This is a genomic window from Sphingomonas endophytica (genome assembly GCF_001476895.1).
Classification (GTDB): domain Bacteria; phylum Pseudomonadota; class Alphaproteobacteria; order Sphingomonadales; family Sphingomonadaceae; genus Sphingomonas; species Sphingomonas endophytica_A.
Genome location: NZ_LDTB01000017.1, coordinates 1 through 23,798, shown reverse-complemented (window position 1 = coordinate 23,798; position 23,798 = coordinate 1). Strand labels below are relative to the sequence as shown.

The 23,798-nt window shown below is 68.4% G+C and carries 22 protein-coding genes; 9 read left to right on the top strand and 13 right to left on the bottom strand.

Annotated features, from left to right (window positions below; genetic code table 11):
* Window positions 1–93: 93 nt before the first annotated feature.
* Entirely contained in the window at window positions 94–885 is a 792-nt protein-coding gene (locus NS334_RS19055) for a PEPxxWA-CTERM sorting domain-containing protein (RefSeq protein WP_058755271.1), read from the bottom strand.
* Window positions 886–914: 29 nt separating this feature from the next.
* Window positions 915–3,011 carry a LamG-like jellyroll fold domain-containing protein gene (locus NS334_RS07065; RefSeq protein WP_058755270.1) on the bottom strand — a complete coding sequence of 699 codons (2,097 nt, stop codon included), beginning with the start codon at window positions 3,009–3,011 and terminating at the stop codon, window positions 915–917.
* A gap of 284 nt (window positions 3,012–3,295) precedes the next feature.
* Here NS334_RS07065 and NS334_RS07060 point away from each other — a divergent pair, with 284 nt between their 5' ends.
* Both NS334_RS07060 and NS334_RS07055 read left to right on the top strand, forming a co-directional pair.
* Window positions 3,296–3,616, top strand: a complete 321-nt coding sequence (locus NS334_RS07060; RefSeq protein ID WP_058755269.1) for a hypothetical protein — start codon at window positions 3,296–3,298, stop codon at window positions 3,614–3,616.
* A 126-nt stretch (window positions 3,617–3,742) separates the two neighbouring features.
* Window positions 3,743–4,573 carry a 23S rRNA (adenine(2030)-N(6))-methyltransferase RlmJ gene (locus NS334_RS07055; RefSeq protein WP_058755268.1) on the top strand — a complete coding sequence of 277 codons (831 nt, stop codon included), beginning with the start codon at window positions 3,743–3,745 and terminating at the stop codon, window positions 4,571–4,573.
* A gap of 124 nt (window positions 4,574–4,697) precedes the next feature.
* Here the strand turns inward: NS334_RS07055 and NS334_RS07050 are convergent, their stop codons facing one another.
* Window positions 4,698–5,756, bottom strand: coding sequence for a ribonucleotide-diphosphate reductase subunit beta (locus NS334_RS07050; RefSeq protein WP_058755267.1), 1,059 nt, complete (start codon window positions 5,754–5,756; stop codon window positions 4,698–4,700).
* Between the two features lie 48 nt (window positions 5,757–5,804).
* Window positions 5,805–6,017: a hypothetical protein gene (locus tag NS334_RS07045; RefSeq protein ID WP_058755266.1), complete on the bottom strand. Its 213-nt coding sequence runs from the start codon at window positions 6,015–6,017 to the stop codon at window positions 5,805–5,807.
* A gap of 56 nt (window positions 6,018–6,073) precedes the next feature.
* Here NS334_RS07045 and NS334_RS07040 point away from each other — a divergent pair, with 56 nt between their 5' ends.
* On the top strand, window positions 6,074–6,322 hold the full coding sequence (locus tag NS334_RS07040) for a DUF2171 domain-containing protein (protein ID WP_058755265.1): 249 nt from the start codon (window positions 6,074–6,076) through the stop codon (window positions 6,320–6,322).
* Between the two features lie 346 nt (window positions 6,323–6,668).
* On the opposite strand, the gene NS334_RS07035 is transcribed toward NS334_RS07040, so the two are convergent.
* The 4 genes from NS334_RS07035 to NS334_RS07020 form a co-directional block, all read right to left on the bottom strand.
* On the bottom strand, window positions 6,669–7,163 hold the full coding sequence (locus NS334_RS07035) for a CAP domain-containing protein (RefSeq protein WP_241491847.1): 495 nt from the start codon (window positions 7,161–7,163) through the stop codon (window positions 6,669–6,671).
* A 130-nt stretch (window positions 7,164–7,293) separates the two neighbouring features.
* A complete protein-coding gene (locus tag NS334_RS07030) occupies window positions 7,294–7,890 on the bottom strand; it encodes a L,D-transpeptidase family protein (RefSeq protein ID WP_083500306.1) in 597 nt (198 codons plus the stop codon).
* Window positions 7,887–8,537: a PEPxxWA-CTERM sorting domain-containing protein gene (locus NS334_RS19050; protein WP_058755263.1), complete on the bottom strand. Its 651-nt coding sequence runs from the start codon at window positions 8,535–8,537 to the stop codon at window positions 7,887–7,889. Before NS334_RS19050 ends, NS334_RS07030 begins: the two co-directional genes overlap by 4 nt.
* Before the next feature lie 183 nt (window positions 8,538–8,720).
* On the bottom strand, window positions 8,721–9,635 hold the full coding sequence (locus NS334_RS07020) for a LysR family transcriptional regulator (RefSeq protein WP_153002621.1): 915 nt from the start codon (window positions 9,633–9,635) through the stop codon (window positions 8,721–8,723).
* Between the two features lie 84 nt (window positions 9,636–9,719).
* Here NS334_RS07020 and NS334_RS07015 point away from each other — a divergent pair, with 84 nt between their 5' ends.
* The 6 genes from NS334_RS07015 to mmsB all read left to right on the top strand — a co-directional run bounded on the left by NS334_RS07015 (window position 9,720) and on the right by mmsB (window position 15,921).
* Window positions 9,720–11,234 carry a CoA-acylating methylmalonate-semialdehyde dehydrogenase gene (locus NS334_RS07015; RefSeq protein WP_058755273.1) on the top strand — a complete coding sequence of 505 codons (1,515 nt, stop codon included), beginning with the start codon at window positions 9,720–9,722 and terminating at the stop codon, window positions 11,232–11,234.
* A 13-nt stretch (window positions 11,235–11,247) separates the two neighbouring features.
* A complete protein-coding gene (locus tag NS334_RS07010; protein WP_058755262.1) occupies window positions 11,248–11,748 on the top strand; it encodes a hypothetical protein in 501 nt (166 codons plus the stop codon).
* A 10-nt stretch (window positions 11,749–11,758) separates the two neighbouring features.
* Window positions 11,759–12,922, top strand: a complete 1,164-nt coding sequence (locus NS334_RS07005) for an acyl-CoA dehydrogenase family protein (protein WP_058755272.1) — start codon at window positions 11,759–11,761, stop codon at window positions 12,920–12,922.
* Between the two features lie 100 nt (window positions 12,923–13,022).
* Window positions 13,023–14,063, top strand: a complete 1,041-nt coding sequence (locus NS334_RS07000) for an enoyl-CoA hydratase/isomerase family protein (RefSeq protein WP_058755261.1) — start codon at window positions 13,023–13,025, stop codon at window positions 14,061–14,063.
* A gap of 185 nt (window positions 14,064–14,248) precedes the next feature.
* Window positions 14,249–15,025 carry an enoyl-CoA hydratase gene (locus NS334_RS06995; RefSeq protein ID WP_058755260.1) on the top strand — a complete coding sequence of 259 codons (777 nt, stop codon included), beginning with the start codon at window positions 14,249–14,251 and terminating at the stop codon, window positions 15,023–15,025.
* A gap of 11 nt (window positions 15,026–15,036) precedes the next feature.
* Complete coding sequence (mmsB, locus tag NS334_RS06990; RefSeq protein ID WP_058755259.1) at window positions 15,037–15,921, top strand: 3-hydroxyisobutyrate dehydrogenase; 885 nt, start codon at window positions 15,037–15,039, stop codon at window positions 15,919–15,921.
* Between the two features lie 66 nt (window positions 15,922–15,987).
* Here the strand turns inward: mmsB and NS334_RS06985 are convergent, their stop codons facing one another.
* The 5 genes from NS334_RS06985 to NS334_RS06965 form a co-directional block, all read right to left on the bottom strand.
* Window positions 15,988–18,612 carry a M1 family metallopeptidase gene (locus NS334_RS06985; protein ID WP_193753024.1) on the bottom strand — a complete coding sequence of 875 codons (2,625 nt, stop codon included), beginning with the start codon at window positions 18,610–18,612 and terminating at the stop codon, window positions 15,988–15,990.
* 145 nt (window positions 18,613–18,757) lie between these two features.
* The gene (locus tag NS334_RS06980) at window positions 18,758–19,573 is read right to left on the bottom strand and encodes a tryptophan 2,3-dioxygenase (protein ID WP_058755257.1); all 816 of its coding nucleotides are present in this window, start codon (window positions 19,571–19,573) and stop codon (window positions 18,758–18,760) included.
* On the bottom strand, window positions 19,570–20,763 hold the full coding sequence (gene kynU, locus NS334_RS06975) for a kynureninase (protein ID WP_058755256.1): 1,194 nt from the start codon (window positions 20,761–20,763) through the stop codon (window positions 19,570–19,572). Before kynU ends, NS334_RS06980 begins: the two co-directional genes overlap by 4 nt.
* 210 nt (window positions 20,764–20,973) lie before the next feature.
* Window positions 20,974–22,521, bottom strand: coding sequence for a DHA2 family efflux MFS transporter permease subunit (locus NS334_RS06970; RefSeq protein WP_058755255.1), 1,548 nt, complete (start codon window positions 22,519–22,521; stop codon window positions 20,974–20,976).
* 150 nt (window positions 22,522–22,671) lie between these two features.
* Window positions 22,672–23,798 (bottom strand): efflux RND transporter periplasmic adaptor subunit (locus NS334_RS06965; RefSeq protein WP_058755254.1); only part of this gene is annotated, 1,127 nt, incomplete at its 5' end.

The window sequence follows — 23,798 nt, the reverse complement described above, 5'->3', positions numbered from 1 at the left end:
TGAGGCACCGATCGATGCCGCACGCCGTCAGTCCCAACACCATCGTCAAGGCGGTGGCGGTTCGCAAGACGACGCGCGGCATCGATCGGTGCCTCAGGCGAGCGCGGCGACGCGCCGACGACGGATCGCCGCACCGACCACGCCGAAGCCGAGGATCATCGTCAGCCACGTCGCCGGCTCCGGTACCGGGCTGGTGAAGTTGACGACACGCGCCACCTGATCGCGGCTCAGTCCCTCGTAACGCGGCGCGGCGAGCAGTGCCTGGCCGGTCGAGGTCGCCAGTGCGACGTCGTCGGCGGTCGGGCCGTTCACGTCGCGTGCCAGGAACGCGAAGTTGACCAGGCTGACGCTCTGCCCGGCCGCGACGTTCAGCAGGTAGCTGGCGTTGTAGCGATCGGGCGTGATCGCGGCCCGCGCCATGCCGTTGTTACCAGAGACGAGCGCGACCACCGCGTCATCGGTGCAGGCCCCCGCGCCGTCGTCCTCGCACGACACGAACAGGCCGTCCTTGGCGTAGCTGACGAGTTCGTCGCCGTCCGAGCCGAGATTGCCGAAGAAGTTGACGGTGACGCTCGCCGCGCTGCTGCCGGTGTTGGTGAAGGTATCGAAGAAGCGGAAGGTGTTGCCGCTCAGCAGGTCGACCTGACGATCGAGCTTCAGCCCGCCGGTGCCCGTATTGTACCAGCCGAAGGCGTCGAACGTCTCCGCGCCGCCGCCCCAGACCGAGCCGAGCGCCCTGTTCGAGGGCGAGACGGTGCCGCCGGGACCGGTGTAGCTGGCGGCATAGCCGCTGCCGGTGAAGATGTCGGCCGAGGCGCGGAACTGTTGCGCGTCCGCTGAGCCGGCCGCGACCAGCGCGGCCGTGGCGATGATGATGTTCTTCATGATCGAATGTCCGTGAAAAGGGGAGAGGATCAGGACGCGCGGCGCGCGGTCAGCCACTGGTCCGGGGTCAGCGGGCGCGGCACGAGCCGGACCTCGCCGATCCAGCCGAAGAAGCCGTCCTTGCGCAGCCCGTTCCACCACGACGCACCAAGGATCCATGGTTTGTCAGCGCCTTGCGAACGCATTCCGATTTCGCCGATCACGTTGCGGAGCACCGGGGCGCCATCGACATACATGATCGTCTCGCGCGTCTTCGGGTCGCACACGATCGCGATATGGTACCAGGTGTCGCGCATGATCTCGCCGGACCAGTTGGTCTGCGGGTAGCTGGCGTTGCTGGCGGGAACGACCTCCCACTGCACTTCGCGCAGCGAGGAGATCGCGAACAACACCGACGACGCTTCACGATCGCCGCCCCTGAAACCGGGCAAATTGCCGCGATTGCCGACGCGGCCCAGGATATTGCCCCAGCGGTGGTTCTCACGCGTCCAGGCGGGGTCGACCTTGATGAAGGCCTCCATCGTATAGCCGTCCCAGAAGCTGCGGTTGTTGATCGATGCGCCGACCGCGGTCGAGAAGCTGCTGTTGCGGACCGTCACCTTGTCGGTGTTCAGGAAGCGGACGCTGCCCGGGGCGGACGACAGGTAATGCTTGTCGTCGGACCAGACCACATCCTCCACCTGCGCGGGCGCGACCAGCGGTACGCGCGTCATCGGGAACTGGCCCGTCTCGTCGGGCAGTGTGTCACCGACCTGCACGATCGTCCCCGCGACGCCCGCCGGGCGCCAGTGCGCGTAGGTGTCGGCCTGTTTCGGATAGTCGTTGACGTCGCGCGGCCGGACGGGCGGAACGACCACCGGGTCGGTGTAGTTGGCGAGCAGCTTGGCCTGCACCGCGGGCAGGATCGGCGTGCCGCTGTTCGCCATCACCGGCTTCCACTTCATGAAGCCCGCGAAGCGCTTCTTGAAGTTCATCGCGATCGAGAAGCGCTCGTTCGCCTCGGTCAGGACGGCGCGGTCGAACTGGTTCAGCGTGTTGGCGGGCTTGGTGACAACCCAAGGCGAGAAGGACAGGACGTCGATCTTGTTGCCGGTGAAGTCGATCTCGTACAGCCGCATCAGCGCATTGCCGCCCTGATAGGCCATCTGATAATCGACGACCATCTCCTCGACCGCATTGCCGAAGTCGTTGATCTTGGTCAGGTGCGCCGCGCCGTGGTGATGGCCGTTCAGCGTCATGAAGATCTGATCGTTGTCGCGGATCAGCCTTTCCCACAGCATCTTGCCATATTCGGTCTCCAGCGGGCTGACCGCGTCGACATCGATGTTCAGCAACTGGTGGTTCGACAGGATAACCGGCAGCTTCGGGTTGCGGCGGATCACGTCGCGTGCCCAGGCGATCCCGGCATCCGAGATGCGCCACGACAGCGACAGCACCATGAACTCGATGCCGAACTTCGTGAAGGTATGATATTCGTGGAAGCCGCTTCCGTCACGCTCGCGGAACGTGGACTGCTGCGCGGCGCGGCTGGCCGGGAACCACTGCAGATAGGGTTCGGCCCACAGGTTGCGTTGCGCGTCGGTGCCCCATGATTGGTCCCACGGCCCGCGATAGTCGTAACCCGCCAGCACGTCGTGGTTGCCGGCGAGGATCGAATAGGGGATCCGCGCGGCTTCCAGTTTCTTCATCGCGGCGTCCGCGACCCTCCACTGGTCGGGCTTGTCCGCCTGATCGACGACGTCGCCCAGGTGAATGACGAACGGGATGTTGAAGGCGGCGGCATTGTCGACGATCCACTGCGTCTGCGCATTGAACGGCTCACTGCCGTACTTGCGCATGAACTGGTTGCTCTCCGCCGCCGTGGCGTAGCGCGAATAGAATTGCGTGTCGGGCAGCACCGCGATCGCGAAGCTGGTGGTGTTGCCCAACGCCGAGAAGGTCGCCGCGCCGCTGTCGGCGGTCAGCACGCCGGTATTGGCGCTGGCGCTTGCGCCACCGGCCTGATCGGCGCCGCAACCGCTGAGCATTCCCGCACCCATCGGCAGCAGTGAAAGGCCGAGTGCGTTGCGCAATACCGCGCGACGGTCGGCGACGCGACCTTCGACGCGTTCGTCGTCGTGATTCATTGGAACTCCCCGAAGCCGGTTGATCCGGCGTTGCGGGTGCATTGGTCTCGGCGTGTGACGCGACGGTTCCAGATTGGTTATGGAAAAATTAAATTTGGATCAGTGGGGGGCCCGCCCGCCATCGCCACGGTCAGGACGAACGACCGCCGATTTGGCGGCCGCTCATGACGAAATGGCCGGAAAGGCGGGGCTGGTGAGAAATTCTGGTTCGCGACCGGCGGACCGCCCGGCGCGAGCGGTACGGCCACGTGCCCCGGCCAGCATTGCATGCTAGGGACGACGACATGTCGAGATCGCATAGCAACGGCGGCACCGTCATCGTCGATGGTGCCTCATATGATTGGCGGCTGCAGCGCGAGCCGCATCAGTCCGATGACGAAGGCTGGAAGGGGATGACGATCGCCCTGCTCCAGCAGGACGCCAGTCGCGAGGCCTGGGTGGAATTTCCCCCGCCGAAGCGGCTGTTGAAAGGCCTGCCGCGCGGTCGCCTGCAACTGGATGACGCGACCATTTCGCGGTGCGTGCGCGCCGCCACGGCGGCGGGTTGGGAGCCGATGTCCCGGGGAAAGCCGGTCGTGTTCACGGTCGACGCCGATGGCAATTGACGCGGCGGGGGCGGGCATTCGCTGAAGCCCGGGCGCACGCGTTCGAACGTTGCGCGCTGGGGCAGGGTCAAGCATCGGGAAGCCGAGAGGTCCATCGGGGCCTGATCGTCAGGACGTGAAGTCGCTGTGAATTATCGCCATTCCTTCCATGCCGGCAACAGTGCCGACGTCGTCAAGCACAGCCTGCTGATCGAGCTGGTGCGGGCCTTGCAGCAAAAGCCGGGCGCGCTGACCCTGATCGATACGCATGCCGGTTGCGGGCTGTACGACCTGGGCGGCGACGACGCCCAACGCACCGGCGAGGCGGTGCAGGGCGTGGTGCGGGCCTTTGCCGACCGGAACCCGCTGCTCGACGATTATCGTGCCGCCGTGCAGACGGTGAACGTCGCCGGCGAGCCGCATCTCTACCCCGGCTCGCCACGGTTCCTGGCGCGGCTGCTGCGCCCGCAGGACGCGCTGATCCTGAACGAAAAGCATCCCGAGGATGCCTATACGCTGCGCGGGGTGATGCGCGATACGAGCGCCGCCGTGCACGAGCGCGACGCCTATGAATTCTGGCTGGCGATGCTGCCGCCCCGCACCGCGCGGGGCGTGGTGGTGGTGGATCCGCCCTATGAACAGACCGACGAACGCGCGCGCATCACGGCCACGCTGGCCGCCGCGCACCGCAAATGGGCGCATGGCGTGTCGGTGATCTGGTATCCGCTGAAAGACCGCACCGTGCATGGTCGCTGGAAGGAGCAGCTGCGCGCGCTGGGCATCCCGAAATTTCTGAACGTGGAGCACTGGCTGTACGACCACGATCAGCCCGGCATCTATAACGGCGCGGGCCTGTTCATCGTCAATCCGCCCTATGCCTTCACCCAGGCGCTGCCGCCGCTGCTGGAGGCGCTGCGCGCCGTGCTGGCGCCGGAGGGGCATCGGGGGGAGATCACGTGCCAGTGGTTGCGCGCCTGACGTAACGCCGCCGCGCGCCATCTGATCGCGCGAGACGCCGCCCGCCATCTTTCGGCTGCCCTCGACGCGAAAAGGCCGTGGCGCCCGCGCGGGAGCCACGGCCTTTAGACGATCGCTGGCGCGCTTATTCGGCGGCGACGCCCGCGCGCGCGAACATGTCGCCCATGTCGCCCGCTTCCTCATTGGCGGCGGCGGTGGCGACCTTCGCCTTCTGGCGCTTGTCGAAGCTGTCCCACACGTCGTTCCACTGGCCACGGGTCGCGGCCTTGGAATATTCGGTGGCGCGCGTCTCGAAGAAGTTGGCGTGTTCGACACCGTTGAGCAGCGGGGTCAGCCACGGGATCGGATGTTCGTCGATCATGTAGATCGGCTTCAGCCCCAATTGTCCCATCCGCCAGTCGGCGATGTAGCGGATATACTTCTTGATGTCCTTTGCGGTCATGCCATTGACCGGCCCCATCTCGAACGCCAGGTCGATGAAATTGTCCTCGAGCCGGATCGTCGTCTGGCACACGTCGGCGATGTCGTCCTTCACCGCCTTGGTCAGGCAGTTCCGCTCCTTGGTGAAGGCGTGGAACAGCTTGATGATGCCTTCGCAGTGCAGGCTTTCGTCGCGCACCGACCAGCTGACGATCTGCCCCATGCCCTTCATCTTGTTGAAGCGCGGGAAGTTCATCAGCATCGCGAAGCTGGCGAAGAGCTGCACGCCCTCGGTGAAGCCGCCGAACATCGCCAGCGTGCGCGCGATATCCTCATCGCTGTCGACGCCGAAGTTCTGGAGATAGTCGTGCTTGTCCTTCAGCTCGGCATATTCGAGGAACGCGCCATATTCGCTTTCCGGCATCCCGATCGTGTCGAGCAGATGCGAATAGGCGGCGATGTGGACCGTCTCCATGTTGCTGAACGCGGTCAGCATCATCTTGACCTCGGTCGGCTTGAACACGCGGCCGTACTTTTCGTGGTAGCAATCCTGCACCTCGACATCAGCCTGCGTGAAGAAACGGAAGATCTGCGTCAGCAGGTTGCGCTCGTGATCGGTCAGCTTCTGCGCCCAGTCGCGGCAATCCTCGCCCAGCGGCACTTCCTCCGGCAGCCAGTGGAGCTGCTGCTGGCGCTTCCAATATTCGAACGCCCACGGATATTCGAAGGGCTTGTACTGCTTGGACGCCTGAAGAAGCGGCATGGGGTTACTCCGAGAACCAGGAAACAGGGAAACTCTACGAAACGGGGATTACAGCTCGACGCTCCATTGCCACATCGCCGCCGCCGACATCGCCAGCACGATGCCGCCCGACAGCGCCATCACGCCGGTCATGCGATAGGCATATACGCGCGCCTCACCCAAGGGGCGGCGCAACTGCCACAACAGCCACGCCCCCGCCAGCGCGAAGACGGCCGCGACCGCGAACATGATCGCGGATTCGAGCGGTAACGTGTCCGTCATGCGACCAAAGCCGCCGCAGCGCGTTTGCCGCCCGAACCCAACAAAGGAGAAGCACGATGGTCGATGCCACCCAGATCAAGGAACATGCCGAAGTGATCGGCGCGGACGGCGTCCATATCGGCACCGTCGACCATGTCGAGGGCGACCGCATCAAGCTGACCAAGAACGATTCGCCGTCGACCCAGGATGGGCAGGGCGCGAAGCATCATTATCTGCCGGTCGGGCTGGTCGCGGAGATCGAGGGCGAAACGGTGCGCCTGTCGGCGACCGCGCAGAACGCGCAGGACATGTTCGAGGAGGCGTAACGCCGCCGCGCCGGGATCGCCGGTCCCGACGTCACGCATCGCCCCGGCCGCCGCATGGCGCGCCGGGGTTTTTGCTGCCCATCGAGACCCGTCGCCGTCCATCAGCATCCGTCGCTCCGCCATCCCGGCGGTCGCGCGAGTCGCGCCGCCGTCGCGCGAACGACCCGCAGGTTGCGGGGAGCGGACCGTCCGGCACGCTCGATTCACGCTGGCCGAAACACGTACAGCACCGGGCGGCGGGTCGCAACGGATAGTGGTCGATTACAGACGCGGACACCAGATCGGCGATGTCGGCCTTAAGGCGCGACTCGTGGAGCAAAGCCGTGCAAGGGCCGATGCGTCGGCGTCAGAACGGTGTCTCGCCGCGATAATTGCCGGCGTTCTTGTAACGGCATACCAGCACGTCCTCCTGCGCGCCGCGCGACAGCGCGCAGCCGACCTCGATCGTGTCGCGCCACATCAGCTGCGTGTAATGGCCGACATCGGCGACCCGGCCGGTCGTGCTGTTGTTGGGGAAGGCGCCGGGCTTGTAATACCGCTTTTCGCGGACCCAGCCGGCGACCATCGCCTCCGGCCCGTAATAGCCGCGCGTGCCGGCCCACAGATTCTCGCCCTCCGGATCGACGTGGCGTTCCGGGGCGTGTTCGAAGCGGCCGGTGCTGGCGAGATAGGCACCCCAATGCTGCGCCGATTCCACCAGTTCCGGGTTCCAGCGCAGCGGCGGGATACCGCGCGCGGCGCGTTCCGCATTGTGCGCGGCCAGCACGCGCGCGTCGAAGGTGTTCGAGTAGCTGGCGCCGCCGACGATGAACGGCGCGCACAAAAGGGCGGCGAGTGCCACGAGCTTTCGTGGCGCACGATGGCGCGACATGGCCGGGTAACCTCTTCCTGATGACCAGGAAAAGGTACGGGCACGGCCCCTTACGGGCGGTTAGGGAATCTGGTGAATCCGGGTTAAGGGATAAGCCGGTTCACGCACCGACGATCGTCACCAGATCGCCGCGCGCCACCTGATCGAACAGCAGCCGCGCGAATGCCAGCGGTACGCCGACGCAGCCGTGCGTGGCCGATCCGCTGCGCACCCGGCTGGCGTGGATCGCCACGCCGTCGTTGGTCAGTCGCAGCATGTACGGCATCTCCGCATCGTACAGCGACGACATGTGCGAGCGCGCGCGCGCCAGGATCGGGAAGGTGCCGGTGGGGGTGGGCTTGTGATCGGTGCCGTACAGGATCACCGCCGTGCCCACCTCGTGTCCGTTGCGGAACACCGAGATCATCTGGCGCGGCAGATCGACGCGCACGCGGACGGGCCCCTCGTCAGGCACGCCGATGTCGTTCCACACGTAATCGCCGAAGCGCATCGGGCGCCGGATGTTGAGCAGGCTGCGTACCACCAGCCGCTGATGGCCGGCCATCGGCAACGATCCCTCGCGCCCCTGCGGGTAGCGGAAGCGGACGCCGTAGCTGCCGACCGTCGTGGCGGTGGTGTTCGCGGCCTGGGCGACCGGCGTCAGCGTGGCGAGCGCCAGCGCCAGGCCGACCCCGCGCCGGCGGGCGCGCATCGTCATGCGGCCGGCGCGCGCTTCCGGGAGCGGCGGCGTATCGCGAAGCCGGTCAGCGCGAAGCCGAGCGTCATCATCGCCCAGGTCGCCGGTTCCGGCACTGCCGGAGCGGGGGTGGTCGGCGTCGGCGTCGGGGTGGGCGTGACACCGGGCAGCACCGGCACGATGCCGCCGCCGCCGGGCGTGTTCGGGACGATCGGGGGCGGGGTGAACCCGGTCGACTCGCCGGGAGGCAGCGAGCCCAGCACCGCCGGCGGCACGTTCACGTCCGGCACGAACTCGGCCGGGCCGGCGGGCGCGATCGACGGCGCCCAGCCGGCGGGGTCGCGTTCGCGGACGGTGCTCAGCACCCGCTCACGCGGCGTGCGCGGCGGCGCACGATGCGCCAGTTCGCGATGCTTCGGCGGCTTCGTGTTGAACATCGCGCCGGCCGGGCGCTCGCCGGGCGAGCGGGCGGCCATGATCGAGAGCGGATCCGGCAGCACCGCCAGCGCCGCCGGCAGGTTCATCGCCTCCGCGAAGGGCACGGTGCCGCCCAGATAGCTGAGCCCGGCATAACCGCCGATGGCGGTGCCGCCCACGCCCAGCGCCGCGATGGCGCGCGCCATCGACATGCGGGACAGGGAGGACAGCGAATTGCGCCAGCTCTTCATTCGATCGCCAATCTGTTTCGCTCGGGTTCGTCAAGGATCAACGCGACATGCGCATCTGCGCACCACCGCTGGTTCGAGTCCAGAGAAATATACCCGGGTCGCCGGTGAGATTGGTGCATTGCGGGACGACTGTTGCCAGTCCGCAACCCACGTTACGCAGTGGTAACTACATCGGTAAATCTTTCAAGCGGTATCGAGCAGTTGGGGACGAAATCGCGCGACGAGATCGCCCAGCCAGTCGCAGAAGGCGCGGACCCGGCGCAATTGCCGGGTGTCGCGGTGCGTGACCAGCCAGAAGGAGCGCGTGATCGTCACCTCCGGCAGCACGCGGACAAGCGCCGGGTCCGCGGCGCCGATGAAATGCGGCAGGACGCCGACCCCGGCGCCGGACGCGACCAGCCGGGCCTGGGCGTTGATGCTGGAACTGCGCAGGGTCGGGGGCGGCAGCGGACCGATCTCGTCCAGGTAGCGCAGTTCGGGCGCGTACAGCAGGTCCGGGATGTAGCCGATCAGCGGATGTACGGTGCCCAGCGCGTGCCGCGTCGGCATCCCCAGGCGTTCGACCCGCGCGCGGGCGGCATAGAGATGCAGCCGGTAATCCGACAATTTGCCCGCGACGACCGGGCCGTGGCGCGGGCGGGCCAGCAGCACGGCGACATCCGCCTCGCGTCGCGACGGGCTGAGGAAGCCGGAGCTGGCCGCCAGGTCGATGGTCAGCGCGGGATGCGCGGCGGCGAAGTCGTGCAGGTGCTCGGCGATCAGCCAGGTGCCGAATCCTTCCGACACGCTGACCCGCAGCAGCCCGGCGAGCGTTTCGGGGCCATGCCGCGACTCGACGATCCGCTCGGCGGCGTTCTGCATCTGCTCGACCTGCGCCAGCAGCGCCTCGCCCGCCTCGGTCAGCACCTGTCCCTCGCGGGTCTGCTCGAACAGGGTATGGCCGAGTCGCGCCTCCAGCCGGCGCAGGCGGCGGCCGATCGTGGTGGCGTCGACCCCGATCAGCGCGGCGGCGCGCGCGATCTGTCCGGCGCGCGCCACCGCCAGAAAATCCTGCAGGTCGTTCCATGGCAGGGTGTTGTGGCGCCCGGGCTGCATCATCGCAGGTGAACGTTGCAGAATTGCCGCTTGCGGGCAATGGACGCAGGGCTCACACCGGCCGCCAACGATCAGGAGAGAGATGCGATGCGCAGCGTCGACCATCACATCGCGGGCACGTGCGCCACGGCGGCGGGCGCGGCGCGGACGTCGGACATTTTCGACCCCAATACCGGGCAGGTGCAGGCGCGGGTGACGCTGGGCGACGCCGCGACGCTGGAGCGGGCGGTGGCGGCGGCGCAGACGGCGCAACCCGGCTGGGCCGCGACCAATCCGCAGCGCCGCGCGCGCGTGATGTTCCGGTTCAGGGAGCTGGTCGAGGCGCATATGGACGAACTGGCGCATCTGCTGTCGTCCGAACACGGCAAGGTGATCGCCGACGCCAAGGGGGATATCCAGCGCGGGCTCGAAGTGGTCGAGTTCGCCTGCGGCATCCCGCACGTCCTGAAGGGTGAATATACGCAGGGCGCCGGGCCGGGGATCGACGTCTATTCGATGCGCCAGCCGATCGGGATCGGGGCGGGGATCACGCCGTTCAACTTCCCGGCGATGATCCCGATGTGGATGTTCGGCGTCGCGATCGCCTGCGGCAACGCCTTCATCCTGAAGCCCAGCGAGCGCGACCCCAGCGTGCCGGTGCGGCTGGCCGAGCTGATGCGCGAGGCCGGGCTGCCCGAGGGCGTGCTGCAGGTCGTGCACGGCGACAAGGAGATGGTCGACGCGATCCTCGACCATCCCGCGATCGGCGCGGTCAGCTTCGTCGGGTCGAGCGACATCGCGCATTACGTCTACCGGCGCGGCGTCGCGGCGGGCAAGCGCGTGCAGGCGATGGGCGGCGCGAAGAACCACGGCATCGTCATGCCCGACGCCGATCTGGACCAGGTGGTCGCCGACCTTTCGGGGGCGGCGTTCGGTTCGGCGGGCGAACGGTGCATGGCCTTGCCGGTGGTGGTGCCGGTCGGCGAGAAGACGGCGGACGCGCTGCGTGAACGGCTTTTGCCGGCGATCGCGGCGTTGCGGGTCGGCGTCTCGACCGATGCGGAGGCGCATTACGGCCCGGTCGTGAACGCCGCGCATCGCGCGCGGGTCGCGAACTGGATCCATACCGGCGTCGACGAAGGCGCGGAGCTGGTCGTCGACGGCCGCGACTTCCGGTTGCAGGGGCATGAGCAGGGCTTCTTCATCGGGCCGTCGCTGTTCGACCGCGTCACCCCGGACATGCAGGCCTATAAGGAGGAGATCTTCGGCCCCGTCCTCCAGATCGTCCGCGCGCCCGATTTCGAGACGGCGGTGCGGCTGCCGAGCGAGCATCAATATGGCAATGGCGTCGCGATCTTCACCCGCAACGGCCACGCCGCGCGCGAATTCGCCGCGCGGGTGAACGTCGGGATGGTCGGCATCAACGTGCCGATTCCGGTGCCGGTCGCGTACCACACCTTCGGCGGGTGGAAACGCTCGGCGTTCGGCGACACCAACCAGCACGGCATGGAGGGCGTAAAGTTCTGGACGAAGGTGAAGACCATCACCCAGCGCTGGCCGGACGGCGCCGGCGGCGGACCCGGCGGGGTGCAGGATGCGTTCGTGATCCCGACCATGGGGTGATCGGGAGCGCGTGATGCGGTGGCTGGCGACGGGGATGATGGCGATGACGCTGGCGGCGTGCGGTGGCGGCACCCCGGACTATAACCGCGTCGACGTTCCCGAACGCGAGGCGGAAGCGCAGGCGGCGATCGAGCGATCGGTGGCGCAGAACGGCGCGGCCAGCACCGCGCGGAGCGGCGTGCCGGTCACCGTTCCGTCACGCACCGCCGCCCGGGCGCGCGCCTTTCCGACGGAGTTCCGTGGATATTGGGGCGTGACCGACGACGATTGCGAGCTGGCGAACACCAGCGCCACCGGGCGGATCAACATCGATGCCGATACGATCCGCTTCTACGACACCCGCGCCCGCGTGCAGCGGCTGGTGCCGCTGTCGCCGCAGGAGGTCGTCGCCGACGTGCGCATCGCCGGCGAGGGGCCGGCGTTCGAGCGCCGCGAGACCTATCGTCTGGAGGCGGGCGGCACCATGCTGGTCCGCATCGCCCCGCCGACCACGCAGCGCTATCGCCGCTGCTGAGGATATGAGCATGACCGACCAGTTTGACCTGCCCCCCCAATTCGATCTTACTAGCGACCAGCGCGAGATCCAGGAGCTCGCGCGCCGCTTCACCGCCGACCGGATCACACCCTTCGCGGCGGAATGGGACGAGAAGCACATCTTTCCGCGCGACACGATCAAGGCCGCCGCCGACCTGGGCTTCGCGGCGATCTACGTCAGCGAGGAGAGCGGCGGGATCAATCTGGGGCGGCTGGAGGCGGCGCTGATCATGGAGGCGATGGCCTATGGCTGTCCCGCGACCAGCGCGTTCATCTCGATCCACAATATGGCCAGCTGGATGATCGACCGCTTCGGTTCGGCGGAGCTGAAGGCACGCTACCTGCCCGATCTGGTCACGATGGAGCGGATCGCCAGCTATTGCCTGACCGAGCCGTCGTCGGGTTCCGACGCGGCTGCGCTGCGCACCACGGCGCGGCGCGAGGGCGATCATTACATCGTCAACGGGACGAAGCAGTTCATTTCCGGCGCGGGCGAGAACGAGATCTACGTCACGATGGTCCGGACCGGCGAGGACGGCGCGAAGGGCATCTCCTGCCTCGTCATCGAGAAGGACATGCCCGGCGTGTCGTTCGGCGCGAACGAGCGCAAGCTGGGCTGGCACGCGCAGCCGACCCGCGCGGTGACGTTCGACAATGTCCGCGTGCCGGTCGAAAACCGCGTCGGCGAGGAGGGTGAGGGGTTCCGCTTCGCGATGGCCGGGCTGGACGGCGGGCGGCTGAACATCGGGGCCTGTTCGCTGGGCGGGGCGCAGCGCTGTCTGGACGAGGCGATCGGCTATACCCGCGACCGCAAGCAGTTCGGCAAGGCGATCGGCGATTTCCAGAACACGCAGTTCACGCTGGCCGACATGGAGACCGAGCTGCAGGCGGCGCGCTATCTGTTGTATGTCGCCGCCGCCAAGGTGACGGCGAACGCCCCCGACAAGACGCGCTTCGCGGCGATGGCGAAGCGGCTGGCGACCGACACGGGTTCGAGCGTGGTCGATCGCGCGCTGCAACTCCACGGCGGCTATGGTTATCTGATGGATTATCCGGTCGAGCGCTTCTGGCGCGACCTGCGCGTCCATTCGATTCTGGAGGGCACCAATCAGGTGATGCGGATGATCATCGGCCGCGAACTGGTGAAGGCGTGAGGCCCCGTCATTGCGAGCGGAGCGAAGCAATCCCGGGCGTCACGCGCTTGGCGCTGGATTGCTTCGCTTCGCTCGCAATGACGATCAAGGGAATGACCGTATGAGCGACCTGATTGTTTCCACCGATGGCCCGGTCGGCCGGCTTCGCCTGAACCGGCCGAAGGCGCTGCACGCGCTGAACACCTCGATGTGTCAGGCCATCCTCGACGCGCTGGAGCAATGGCGCGGTGACGAAACCGTCCGCTGCGTCGTGATCGACCATGCGGAGGGGCGCGGCTTTTGCGCGGGCGGCGACATCCGGATGCTCGCGGGCAGCGGAGCGACCGACGGGGCCGAGGCGCGCGCCTTCTTCCGCACCGAATATCGCATGAACCACCGGCTGTTCACCTACGTGAAGGACACGGTCGCGTTCATGGACGGGATCACGATGGGCGGCGGGGTCGGCGTGTCGCAGCCGTGCCACTATCGCATCGCGACCGAAAACACGCGGCTGGCGATGCCGGAGACAGGGATCGGGCTGTTCCCCGATGTCGGCGGCGGCTGGTATCTGTCGCGGTTGCCGGGGCGGATCGGGCAGTATCTGGCGCTGACGGGGGCGCGGCTCGATGGCGCGGAGACGCTCGCGCTGGGGCTGGCCACGCATTACCTGCCCGCCGCGCGGGTCGAGGAGGCCAAGGCGCGGATCGGTGCGGAGCCGGACGCGATCGACGCGGTGCTGTCGTCGCTGGCCGAGCCTGCGCCCGAGGCGACGATCCTGTCGCACCGTGCGGAGATCGACCGGCTGTTCGCCAGCGACGATCTGGAGGAGGTGCTCGACACGCTGGCGGCGGATGGCGGCGAGTTCGCCCGCGCGACGCGCGAGACGCTGGCGGGCAAGTCGCCGCAGGCGATGAAAGTGTCGCTGAAGCTGCTGAAGGATGCGGCGGGCATGGCGACGTTCGCCGACGAGATGCGGCAGGAATATGCGGTCGCATGCCGCGTCGTGCAGCGCCCCGATTTCACCGAGGGCGTCCGCGCGCTGATCGTCGACAAGGACAATGCCCCGCGCTGGGACCCGGCGACGGTCGAGGCGGTGAGCGATCACATGATCGACCGCATCTTCGCGCCGCTGCCCGAGGATGAGGCGTGGACGCCGGACTAACGCCGTCCCCCCTGCGCAGGGCACCAATCAAAGTAGTACTTTGATGGGACCCAAGGCAGGGGCTTATGTCGTCGGCGTAGTGGGTAACGTTTGACACACGGCCGGGGTGTCGTGTGTCAGACCGATGAAGAAGACGATGCAGAGATAGGCCCCTGCCTGCGCAGGGGCGACGGGAGAAGCGGCAGATGCCCGAATACGAGACGATCCTGGTCGAGCAGCGCGGCGGCGTGACGCTCATCACGCTCAACCGCCCCAAGGCGCTGAACGCGCTCAATTCGCAGGTGCTGGCGGACCTGCTCGCCGCGCTGGCGGCCTTCGACGCCGATGCGACGCAGGGGTGTGCGGTGCTGACCGGCAGCGAGAAGGCGTTTGCGGCAGGGGCGGATATCAAGGAGATGTCGGCCCAGGGCTTCGCCGAGATGTACGGCGGCAATTTCTTCGCCGGCTACGAACGGCTGACGCAGACGCGCAAACCGATCATCGCCGCCGTCGCGGGCTTTGCGCTGGGCGGCGGGTGCGAGCTGGCGATGATGTGCGACTTCATCCTCGCCGCCGATACCGCCAGGTTCGGCCAGCCCGAAGTGAAGCTGGCGGTGACGCCGGGCATGGGCGGGTCGCAGCGGCTGGCGCGCGCGGTCGGCAAGGCCAAGGCGATGGAGATGTGCCTGACCGGGCGGATGATGGATGCCGAAGAGGCGGAGCGCGCCGGGCTGGTCAGCCGCATCGTCCCCGCCGCCGAACTGGTCGATGAGGCGGTGAAGACCGCGCAGACGATCGCCGACATGGCGCCGCTCGCCGTGCTGGCGAACAAGGAAATGGTCAACGCCGCGTTCGAGACGACGCTGGCGCAGGGCGTGCAGTTCGAGCGGCGGTTGTTCCACGGCCTGTTCGGCACCGTCGACCAGAAGGAAGGCATGGTGGCGTTCGTCGAGAAGCGCCCCGGCCAGTGGACGGGCAAATAGGAGAGACGATCATGGCGCGCGTCGGGTTCATCGGGCTGGGCAATATGGGCGGCGGCATGGCCGCCAATCTGGCGAAGAAGGGGCATGACGTTCGCGCCTTCGACCTGTCGGCGGCGGCGCTCGATGCGGCGAAGGCGGCGGGGTGCCTGCCGGTCGGCTCGGCGCGGGACGCCGCCAACGGTGCCGAGGCGGTCGTCACGATGCTGCCCGCCGGTGCGCATGTCGCGCAGGTCTATGCCGAGAGCCTGTCTGACGTCGCGGTGGATACCGTGCTGATCGACTGCTCGACGATCGACCTCGCCACCGCGCGGCGGCTGGCCAGCGAGGCGGCGGCGCGCGGGATCGCGGCGGTCGATGCGCCGGTGTCGGGCGGGATCGCGGCGGCGCAGGCGGGGACGCTGACCTTCATGGTCGGTGGTCCGGCGGCGGCGTTCGAACGCGCCCGCCCGTTCCTGGAGGATATGGGCAAGGCGGTGATCCACGCCGGCGACAGTGGCGCGGGGCAGGTCGCCAAGATGTGCAACAACCTGATCCTCGGCGCGACGATGGCGGCGACGTGCGAGGCGTTCGTGCTGGCGCGGAAACTGGGGCTGGACGCGCAGACCTTCTACGACATTTCCAGCAAGGCGACCGGGCAGAGCTGGTCGATGACGTCCTATTGTCCGGTACCCGGGGTCGGGCCGGAATCGCCCGCCGATCGTGACTATCGGGGCGGATTCGCGGGCGCGCTGATGCTCAAGGACCTGGAGCTGGCGATGGCGGCGGCGGATGGTGCCGAGGCGCAGGTGCCGATGGGGACGCGGGCGCGTGACCTGTATCGGCAGTTCGTCGACGGCGGGCAGGGCGGGCTGGATTTCTCCGGGATCATCCGGATGCTGGAGGGCGCGCGGGGGTAAACCCGCTCACCCCACCCGTCACCCCGGCGCAGCCCCGGGGTGACGGGTTCGTGCCGGCGGACGCCGTTACCGCCCCAGCACCGCCTCGATCTCCGCGCCCTTCGCCGCCTTCAGCGCGACGCACTGCCGGATCGCATCCAGCGTCTGGCCCAGTTCCAGCGCGCCGCCGCCCATCGCCGCCAGCTTCGGGCGGAACAGCGCCTCGACCGCCGCCGCCTTGTCGGCGCCGCAATAGCCCGCGAAGGCGAGCGGCAGGCGCGGGCGGCCGAACGCGGGCACGCCCTTCAGCACCGCGTCGAAGTCGCGCGTCATCAGGTCGAACACGGCGTCGCGCCCCAGCGGTTCGGCGGGAAGACCGCGCAGGATGTCGAGCCGCTCGCTGGATTGCAGCGCGTCGTCGCGCCACAGCGCCAGCGCGCGCGTCACCTCCGCCGGGGTGGCGGCGCGGGCGAGCGCGCCGACCGCCTGTTCGCGGAACAGCGGATCGTCGCTCTTCACCACCGCGTCGCGCAGCCGGTCCATGAACGGCACGCCCAGATCCTGCACCGCGACGATCAGCGCCAGCGCGCGATAGCCGGGGTCGAGCGCGTTCGCGTCGCCGCCGAGCGATGCCTGCGCCGCCGCCGCCAGTTGGCGGCGCAGCGCGGCGTCCTTCGCGACGGTCGCCGCGTAATTGACGAGCGATTGCCGCAGCAGCGTCTGTCCGAGTTCCTCGTTGCCATAGGCCGCGCGGGTCAGCCTGACCGGCCCCAGCGCCTGCAGGCGCGGCAGCGACAAGTCGGTGGCCAGCCGCCGCAGCCCCGTCTCCGCCGCCGGGCTCAACCCGAAGCGCTCGACGCTCGCGATCGCGGCGGGAAGCAGCAGGGTCGCCGAACGCTCGCGATGCGCCGCCAGCGTCCTTGCGCCCGCGACCACGCGCGGGAAGCTGGCGTGCCCCGCCGCGAAGTCCGCCCACAGGCTGTCGGCCACCGCCATCGCCTCGCGCGCGGGCAGCGTCGCCGCGCCATCGAGCAACGTCTGCCATCCGGCATCGTCGAGGCTGTAGCGCCAGTACCCCGCACCATCGGCATTGGGCACCGCCAGCCCGGCGCCCTTCAGCGTCAGCGTGCCGCTCGCCCCCGTCAGCAACGTGCAACTCCGCACCTCACCCTGTCGCGCGCAGACCGGCACGTTCCACGTCTGCGCCGCGCGCGCCGCGACCCCGATCGGGCGATAGCGTTGCTGCGCGATCCGCCAGCCCGCGCCATCGGGGCGGATCGAGATGACCGGCACCCCGGTCTGTTCGACGAAGCTGCGGAACACCGGCACGATACCCGGATCGCCCGATCCCTTGGCGATCGATTCGAAGAAGCCGTTGGCGTCCGCGCTGCCGTATCGGAAGCGGTTGAGGTGATATCGCACCCCGCGCCGGAACCGCTCCGCGCCCAGATAATGCTCGACCATCACCAGCATCTGACCACCCTTCTGGTAGGTCATCGAGTCGAAGGCGCTGGCGATCTGGTCGTTGCGGGTGATCTCTTCGCGGATCGGGCGGCCGACCGACTGGCTGTCGGTATCCATCGCCGACAGCGCCTCCGCGAATTGCGCGACATCGGTGCCCAGCCCCGGCTGCCACAACTCGCCGACGCGGTTGCCCGCCCATTCGGCGAAGCTCTCGTTCAGCCAGATGTCGGTCCACCATTTCGGCGTGACGAGGTCGCCGAACCACTGGTGCGCCAGCTCGTGCGCGACGACCATGCCGAAGCCGCGCCGCTGCGACGCGGGCGCATCCTTGTCGAGCAGCAGCAATGTGTCGTTGTACGTAACCAGCCCGGCATTCTCCATCGCACCGCCCATGACCGGCGAGGCGATCTGGTCGAGCTTCTCGAACGGATAGGGGCTGCCGAAATAGTCCTCGTGCAGCGCCAGGATGCGCGGGCCCTGTTCGGCGGCGAAGCGCAACCGATCGGCCTGCCCCTTGGTCGCGATCACGCTGTAGGGGAGGGCGGTCTTGCGGACCGCATTGGCGGGGGCGCTGCCGGGCACGACGTCGAACGGGCCGATCGCGAAGGCGACCAGATAGGTCGGCAGCGGTTTGGACGGTGCAAATTTGTGCACGGTCATCCCGCCGCCCGCGGTGCCGTGCGCCAGCTCGGGGGTGTTGGCGACGACCTTCTGCGCGGTCGGCGCGTTGATCGACACGGTGAAGGGCGTCTTGAAGCCGGGTTCGTCGAACGAGGGGAAGACGCGACGCGCATCGATCGGCTCGAACTGCGTCCAGGCGTACCATTCGTCGCCGACCCTGGCGCGGTACAGACCCTCGCTGCCGGTCATGAACGGCGCGTCATAGTCGAAGGACAGCATCACCGCCCCGGCGGGCAGCTCGCCATCGAAGTCGAGCCGCGCGACGCCGGAGGGATCGACCTGCGTATAGCGCGCCGCGATCGTGCGCGTGCCGATCCGCGCGGTGGCGCGGGTGACGTTCAGGCCGTTGCCGTGGAGGAACAGCGAGCGCGTCGGGCGGGTGATCGTCGTATCGATCTCGGTATGCCCGCCGAACCGCTCCTGCGCCGGATCGACGTTCAGGTGCAGGCGATAGGCGGTCGGGCGCGCCGCGTCGGGCAGTTGGCCGAGCGGGATCGCGGCGGGCGCCTGCGCCACGGCGGGCGCGGCCAGCATCAGCGCCGCGGAGGCGAGCAGCAGAGTCTTCATCGCAACATTTTCCTTCGACACGAACGCTACCATCACTCACCCGTCATGCCGGACATGTTCCGGCACCCACGGTGCCGCGCATCTCCGGCCCGCGGCCTTGCGGCGCGGTGGACCCCGGAACAGGTCAGGGGTGACGGCGGACCCGTCACAATCGCGTCCGCACCGCCCATAGTTCGGGGAACAGCTCCACCTCCAGCATACGCCGCAGATAGGAGACGCCCGCCGTCCCGCCCGTGCCGCGCTTCAGCCCGATGACACGCTCGACGGTGGTGACGTGGTTGAAACGCCAGCGGCGGAAATAATCCTCGAGATCGACCAGTTTCTCGGCCAGTTCGTACAGCGGCCAGTGCGCGGCGGGATCGCGATAGACGGCCGCCCAGGCCGCCACCACCGCCTCGTCCGACACATGCGCGGCACGCCAGTCGCGTGCCGGATCGCCGAGCAATCCGGCGGCGTGGAGCCGAACCAGCGCGGCGTCATAGATGCTGGGCGCGGCGAGGATCGTCTCCAGCCGCGCCAGAGTCTCGGCACGATGGCGGTGCGGCCCGAGCGTCGCGGCGGTGCGGTTGCCGCAGAGATATTCGATCGCGCGATACTGCCACGACTGGAAGCCCGACGACTGGCCCAGCGCGTCGCGGAAGGTCGTGTAGTCGCTGGGCGTCATCGTGCGCAGCACGTCCCACGCGCCGTTCAGCTGTTCGAGGATGCGCGCGACGCGCGACAGCAGCTTGAACGCCTCCGGCAGCGCGCCCGACAGGATCGCGTCGCGCGCGCTTTCCAGTTCATGCACCGCCAGCTTCATCCACAATTCGCTGGTCTGGTGCTGGATGATGAACAGCAGTTCGTCGTGCGCGTCGCTGAGCGGATGCTGCGCGGTCAGGACTCGGTCGAGCCCGAGATAGTCGACATAGCCCATCTTGCCGGCGAAGTTCAGCTCCGCATCATGATGCGTCTCGCTCATGTCACGTTCGCCCGCGCGTGGAACTGCGGCTGGTCCCATTCGCCGGTGGCGAGGATATCGGCGAGGATGTCGGCCGCGCGTACCACCTCATCCTCGCTGAGGTACAAGGGCGTGAAGCCGAAGCGCAGCACGTCGGGCTGTCGCACGTCGCCGATCACCCCGCGCGCGATCAGCGCCTGCATGACCGGATAGGCGTGCGGGTGCGTGACGCTGACCTGACTGCCGCGCGCATACGGATCGCGCGGGGAGGCGAGCGTGACCTGCGGGCAACGCGCCTCGACCTCGCGGATGAAGGTTTCGGACAGCCGGATCGACGCGGCGCGCACGGCGGTCATATCGACCCCCTCCCACGCGTCCAGCGCGGCATCAAGGATCGATAGCGCGACGATCGGCGGGGTGCCGACGCGCATCCGCTCGACACCGGGGGCGGGGCGATAGCCGCGCTCGAAGGCGAACGGCGCGTCATGGCCGAACCAGCCGGCCAGGATCGGCTGCGCGACGTTCGCATGGGCGTCCGCGACATGGATGAAGGCGGGCGCGCCGGGGCCGCCGTTCAGGTATTTGTAGGTGCAGCCGATCGCGAAATCGGCCCCGGCGGCGGTCACGTCGACCGGCAGCGCCCCGGCCGAATGCGCGAGATCCCAGACCGTGACCGCGCCCGCCGCATGCGCGCGTTCGGTGAGCGCCGCCATGTCGTGCAGCCGTCCGGTACGGTAATCCACCTGCGTCAGCATCACGACCGCGACGCTCTCATCGATCGCGTCGGCAACCTCCTCGGGGGCGACGACCTTCACCTCCAGCCCGCGCCCGAGCGCGGCGCACAGTGCGTCGGCGATATAGAGGTCGGTGGGGAAATTGCCGCTGTCCGACAGGACGACGCGCCGTTCGGGGCGCAGCGCCAGCGCGGCGGCGAGCGCCTGAAACACCTTGATCGACAGCGTGTCGCCGGTTGTCACGCTGCCCGGCGGCGCGCCGATCAGCCGCGCGATCCGGTCGCCGACGCGGGCTGGCATCGTCGACCATTCCGCCTCGTTCCACGCGCGGATCAGGCGGTCGCCCCATTCGGCGCGCAGCACCCGCGCCGCGCGCGCCTCTGCGGCGAGGGGCAGGGGCCCGAGCGAATTGCCGTCGAGGTAGATGACACCTGGCGGGATGTGGAACAGCGCGCGGGTGGCGGTGAAATCGGTCATGGCGGCAGCGTAAGGTCGTTACCGGCGATACGGAAGCCCTGCCGTCATGGCGAGCGAAACGCCTTTGGCTTCAGTTCGCCTCGAACCGTCACCCCGGACCTGTTCCGGGGTCCACCGTTCCGCGACATCGGCGGCGTGCGTGCTTGGGGGGTGGTGGATGCCGGAACAGGTCCGGCATGACGAAGGTCTTCGCTCGCCCGCCCCGACGGCTCAATCCGCCGCGACCGGCCCGTGCTGCGGCGTCGGGCGGCGACACAGCCAGATCGGCACGATCAGCACCGCCGCCAGCCATGCCGACAGCCGGAACAGGTCGGTCGAGGCGAGCAGATACGCCTGCCCGACCATCTGCCGCGTCACCGCCGCCGCCGCCTGTTGCGTGGTCATGCCCAGCCGCTCCAGCTGCGCCGAGGCTATTTGCCACGGCACCCCGCTGCCGATCGCCTCGGCGAGGCGCGACTGGTGGAGCGCCTCACGCCAGTCCCAGCCGGTCGAGATCAGCGAGGCGGCGAACCCACCCGCGACGATCCGCCCGAAGTTGGAGATGCCAGTCGCCGAGGGCAATTTCTCGGGCGGAATGCGGTCGAGCGAGATCGTCAGCATCGCCAGGAAGAAGGTCGCCATCGACACGCCTTGCACCAGCAGCGGCAGCATCAGGTCGACGAACGTCGCCTGCGTCGTGAACAGGGAACGCATCCAGTAACTGATCGCGAACCCGCCGAAGGCGACGGTGGCGAGGATGCGCGCGTCGATCTTCCCCGACAGCCGCGCGATCAACGGCGTCAGGATCACCGCCACCAGCCCGCTGGGCGCGGCGACCAGCCCCGCCCAGGTCGCGGTGTACCCCATCTGCGTCTGGAGCCAGAGCGGCAGGATCAGGATGTTGGCGAAGAACACCGCATAGCCGAGCGCGAAGGCGAGGTTGCCGATCCAGAAATTGCGCCGCGCGAACAATGTCAGGTCGACCGTCGGATTGGCGTCGGTCAGTTCCCAGATCACCCAGGCGGCGAAGCCGACGATCGCCGTGATCGTCAACACGACGATCAGCGGATCGTTGAACCAGTCGGCGTTCTTGCCGAGGTCGAGCATCACCTGCAACGATCCGACCCAGAGCACCAAGAGGCCCAGCCCGACGGTGTCGATCGGCAGCCGCATCGTCGGCGTCTCGCGATCCTTCAGCCGCGTCCAGCATACGAAGGCCGTCAGGATGCCGAAGGGGACGTTGATGAGGAAGATCCACGACCAATGGTAGTTGTCGGAGATATAGCCGCCGAGGATCGGCCCCATGATCGGCGCCACCAGCGTCGTCATCGACCAGATGCCGAGCGCGGTGGAACGCTTCTGCGGCGGGAAGATCGAGATCAGCAGCGCCTGGCTGCCCGGCATCATCGGCCCCGACACCGCGCCCTGCATGACGCGGAACACGATCAGCGACGGCAGGTCCCAGGCGATGCCGCACAGGAACGAGGCGAGCGTGAACAGCGCGACGGCGGTGCAGAACACCTTGACCACGCCGAAGCGTCGCATCAGCCACCCGGTCAGCGGCACCGCGACGCCATTGGCGACCGCGAAGGCGGTGACGATCCAGGTCGAATTGTCGCTGGAGACGCCGAGATTGCCCGCGATCGTCGGCAGCGAGACGTTGGCGATGGTGGAATCGAGCACCATCATGAACGTGCCGAGCGCAAGCGCGAAGGCGGTGATGCCCAGCTTCGCGCCGGTCAGCGGGGCGGGGCCGGAGCCGGGGGGAGGGCTAGCCATTCACGCACCCCTTTCGATCATTCCCGCCCACCATCGTCATTCCCGCGAAAGCGGGAATCCAGACACGCTGAGCCCAGAGCGAGAAGCGCCACGTCAGAGGTTCTGGATCCCCGCCTTCGCGGGGATGACGGGGATTACGAGGGGCGCCACTCACCGGTTGGCCGCCACGATGCGGCGGATCGCGGCTTCCACCTGCGGGTCGGTACCGGTGGTCGTATCGCCCTGATATGGCGTGGTGGCACCTTGCGCGAGCAGCGCGCCGCGCGTGTCGGCGGTGTCGATCGTTGTCTTCATCGACAGGCCGATGCGGAGCGGATGTTGCCGGAGCTCGCGCGGATCGAGGCTGATGCGGACGGGCACGCGCTGTACGATCTTGATCCAGTTGCCGCTGGCGTTCTGCGGCGGGAGCAGCGCGAAGGCGTTGCCGCTGCCCGCCGAGAGCCCGGCGACGCGGCCGTGGTACGTCACGTCGTCGCCGTACATGTCGGAGGTCAGCACCACCGGCTGCCCGATGCGTACATCCTTCAACTGCGTCTCGCGGAAGTTGGCGTCGACCCACAAGCGGTCGAGCGGCACGATCGCCATCAGCGGCGTGCCCGCGCTCACCTGCTGCCCGACCTGCACCGTGCGCTGTGCGACGACGCCCGTGACCGGCGCGGTGACGTGCATGTGGCTGCGCGCGATGGCCGCCTTGCGATAGGCGGCGATCGCGGCGAGCACCGCCGGGTTGGTATTGACGTCGGTGCCCTGCACGGTCGCCTGCGCCTGCCGCCGCTGTTCGCGCGCGAGGCGGAGGTTGGCGACGGCGACCTTTACCGCGTCGGCGGCGTGCGACAGCTCCTCGCCCGACACGGCGCCCTGCGCGGCGGCGGTGCGGCGGCGGGCATAGTCGGCCTGCGCGCGCGCCAGTTCGGCCTGCGCCTGGACGATCCCGGCATCGGACTGGCCGACGCGGGTGAAGTCGGCGCGGGTGGCACGCACCGCGCGCGCCAGTTCGGCGGCGGCGGCGGCGACGTTGACGTCGGCGGTGGTGGGGTCGAGCTCGATCAGCGGCTGCCCGGCGGTGACGCTCTGCGTGTTGTCGGCGCGCAGGCTGGTGACGGTGCCCGGATCGCGCGCGGTCACGGCGACCACGTCACCCGCGACATAGGCGTCGTCGGTTTCCTCCTCGGGCGGGCTGAAGAAGAAGTGCATGACCGCCCAGACGATCGCGGCGATCAGCACGACGATGCCGAGGATCGACAGCGCGCGCCGACGCGCGGCGGGCTTGCCGGTGG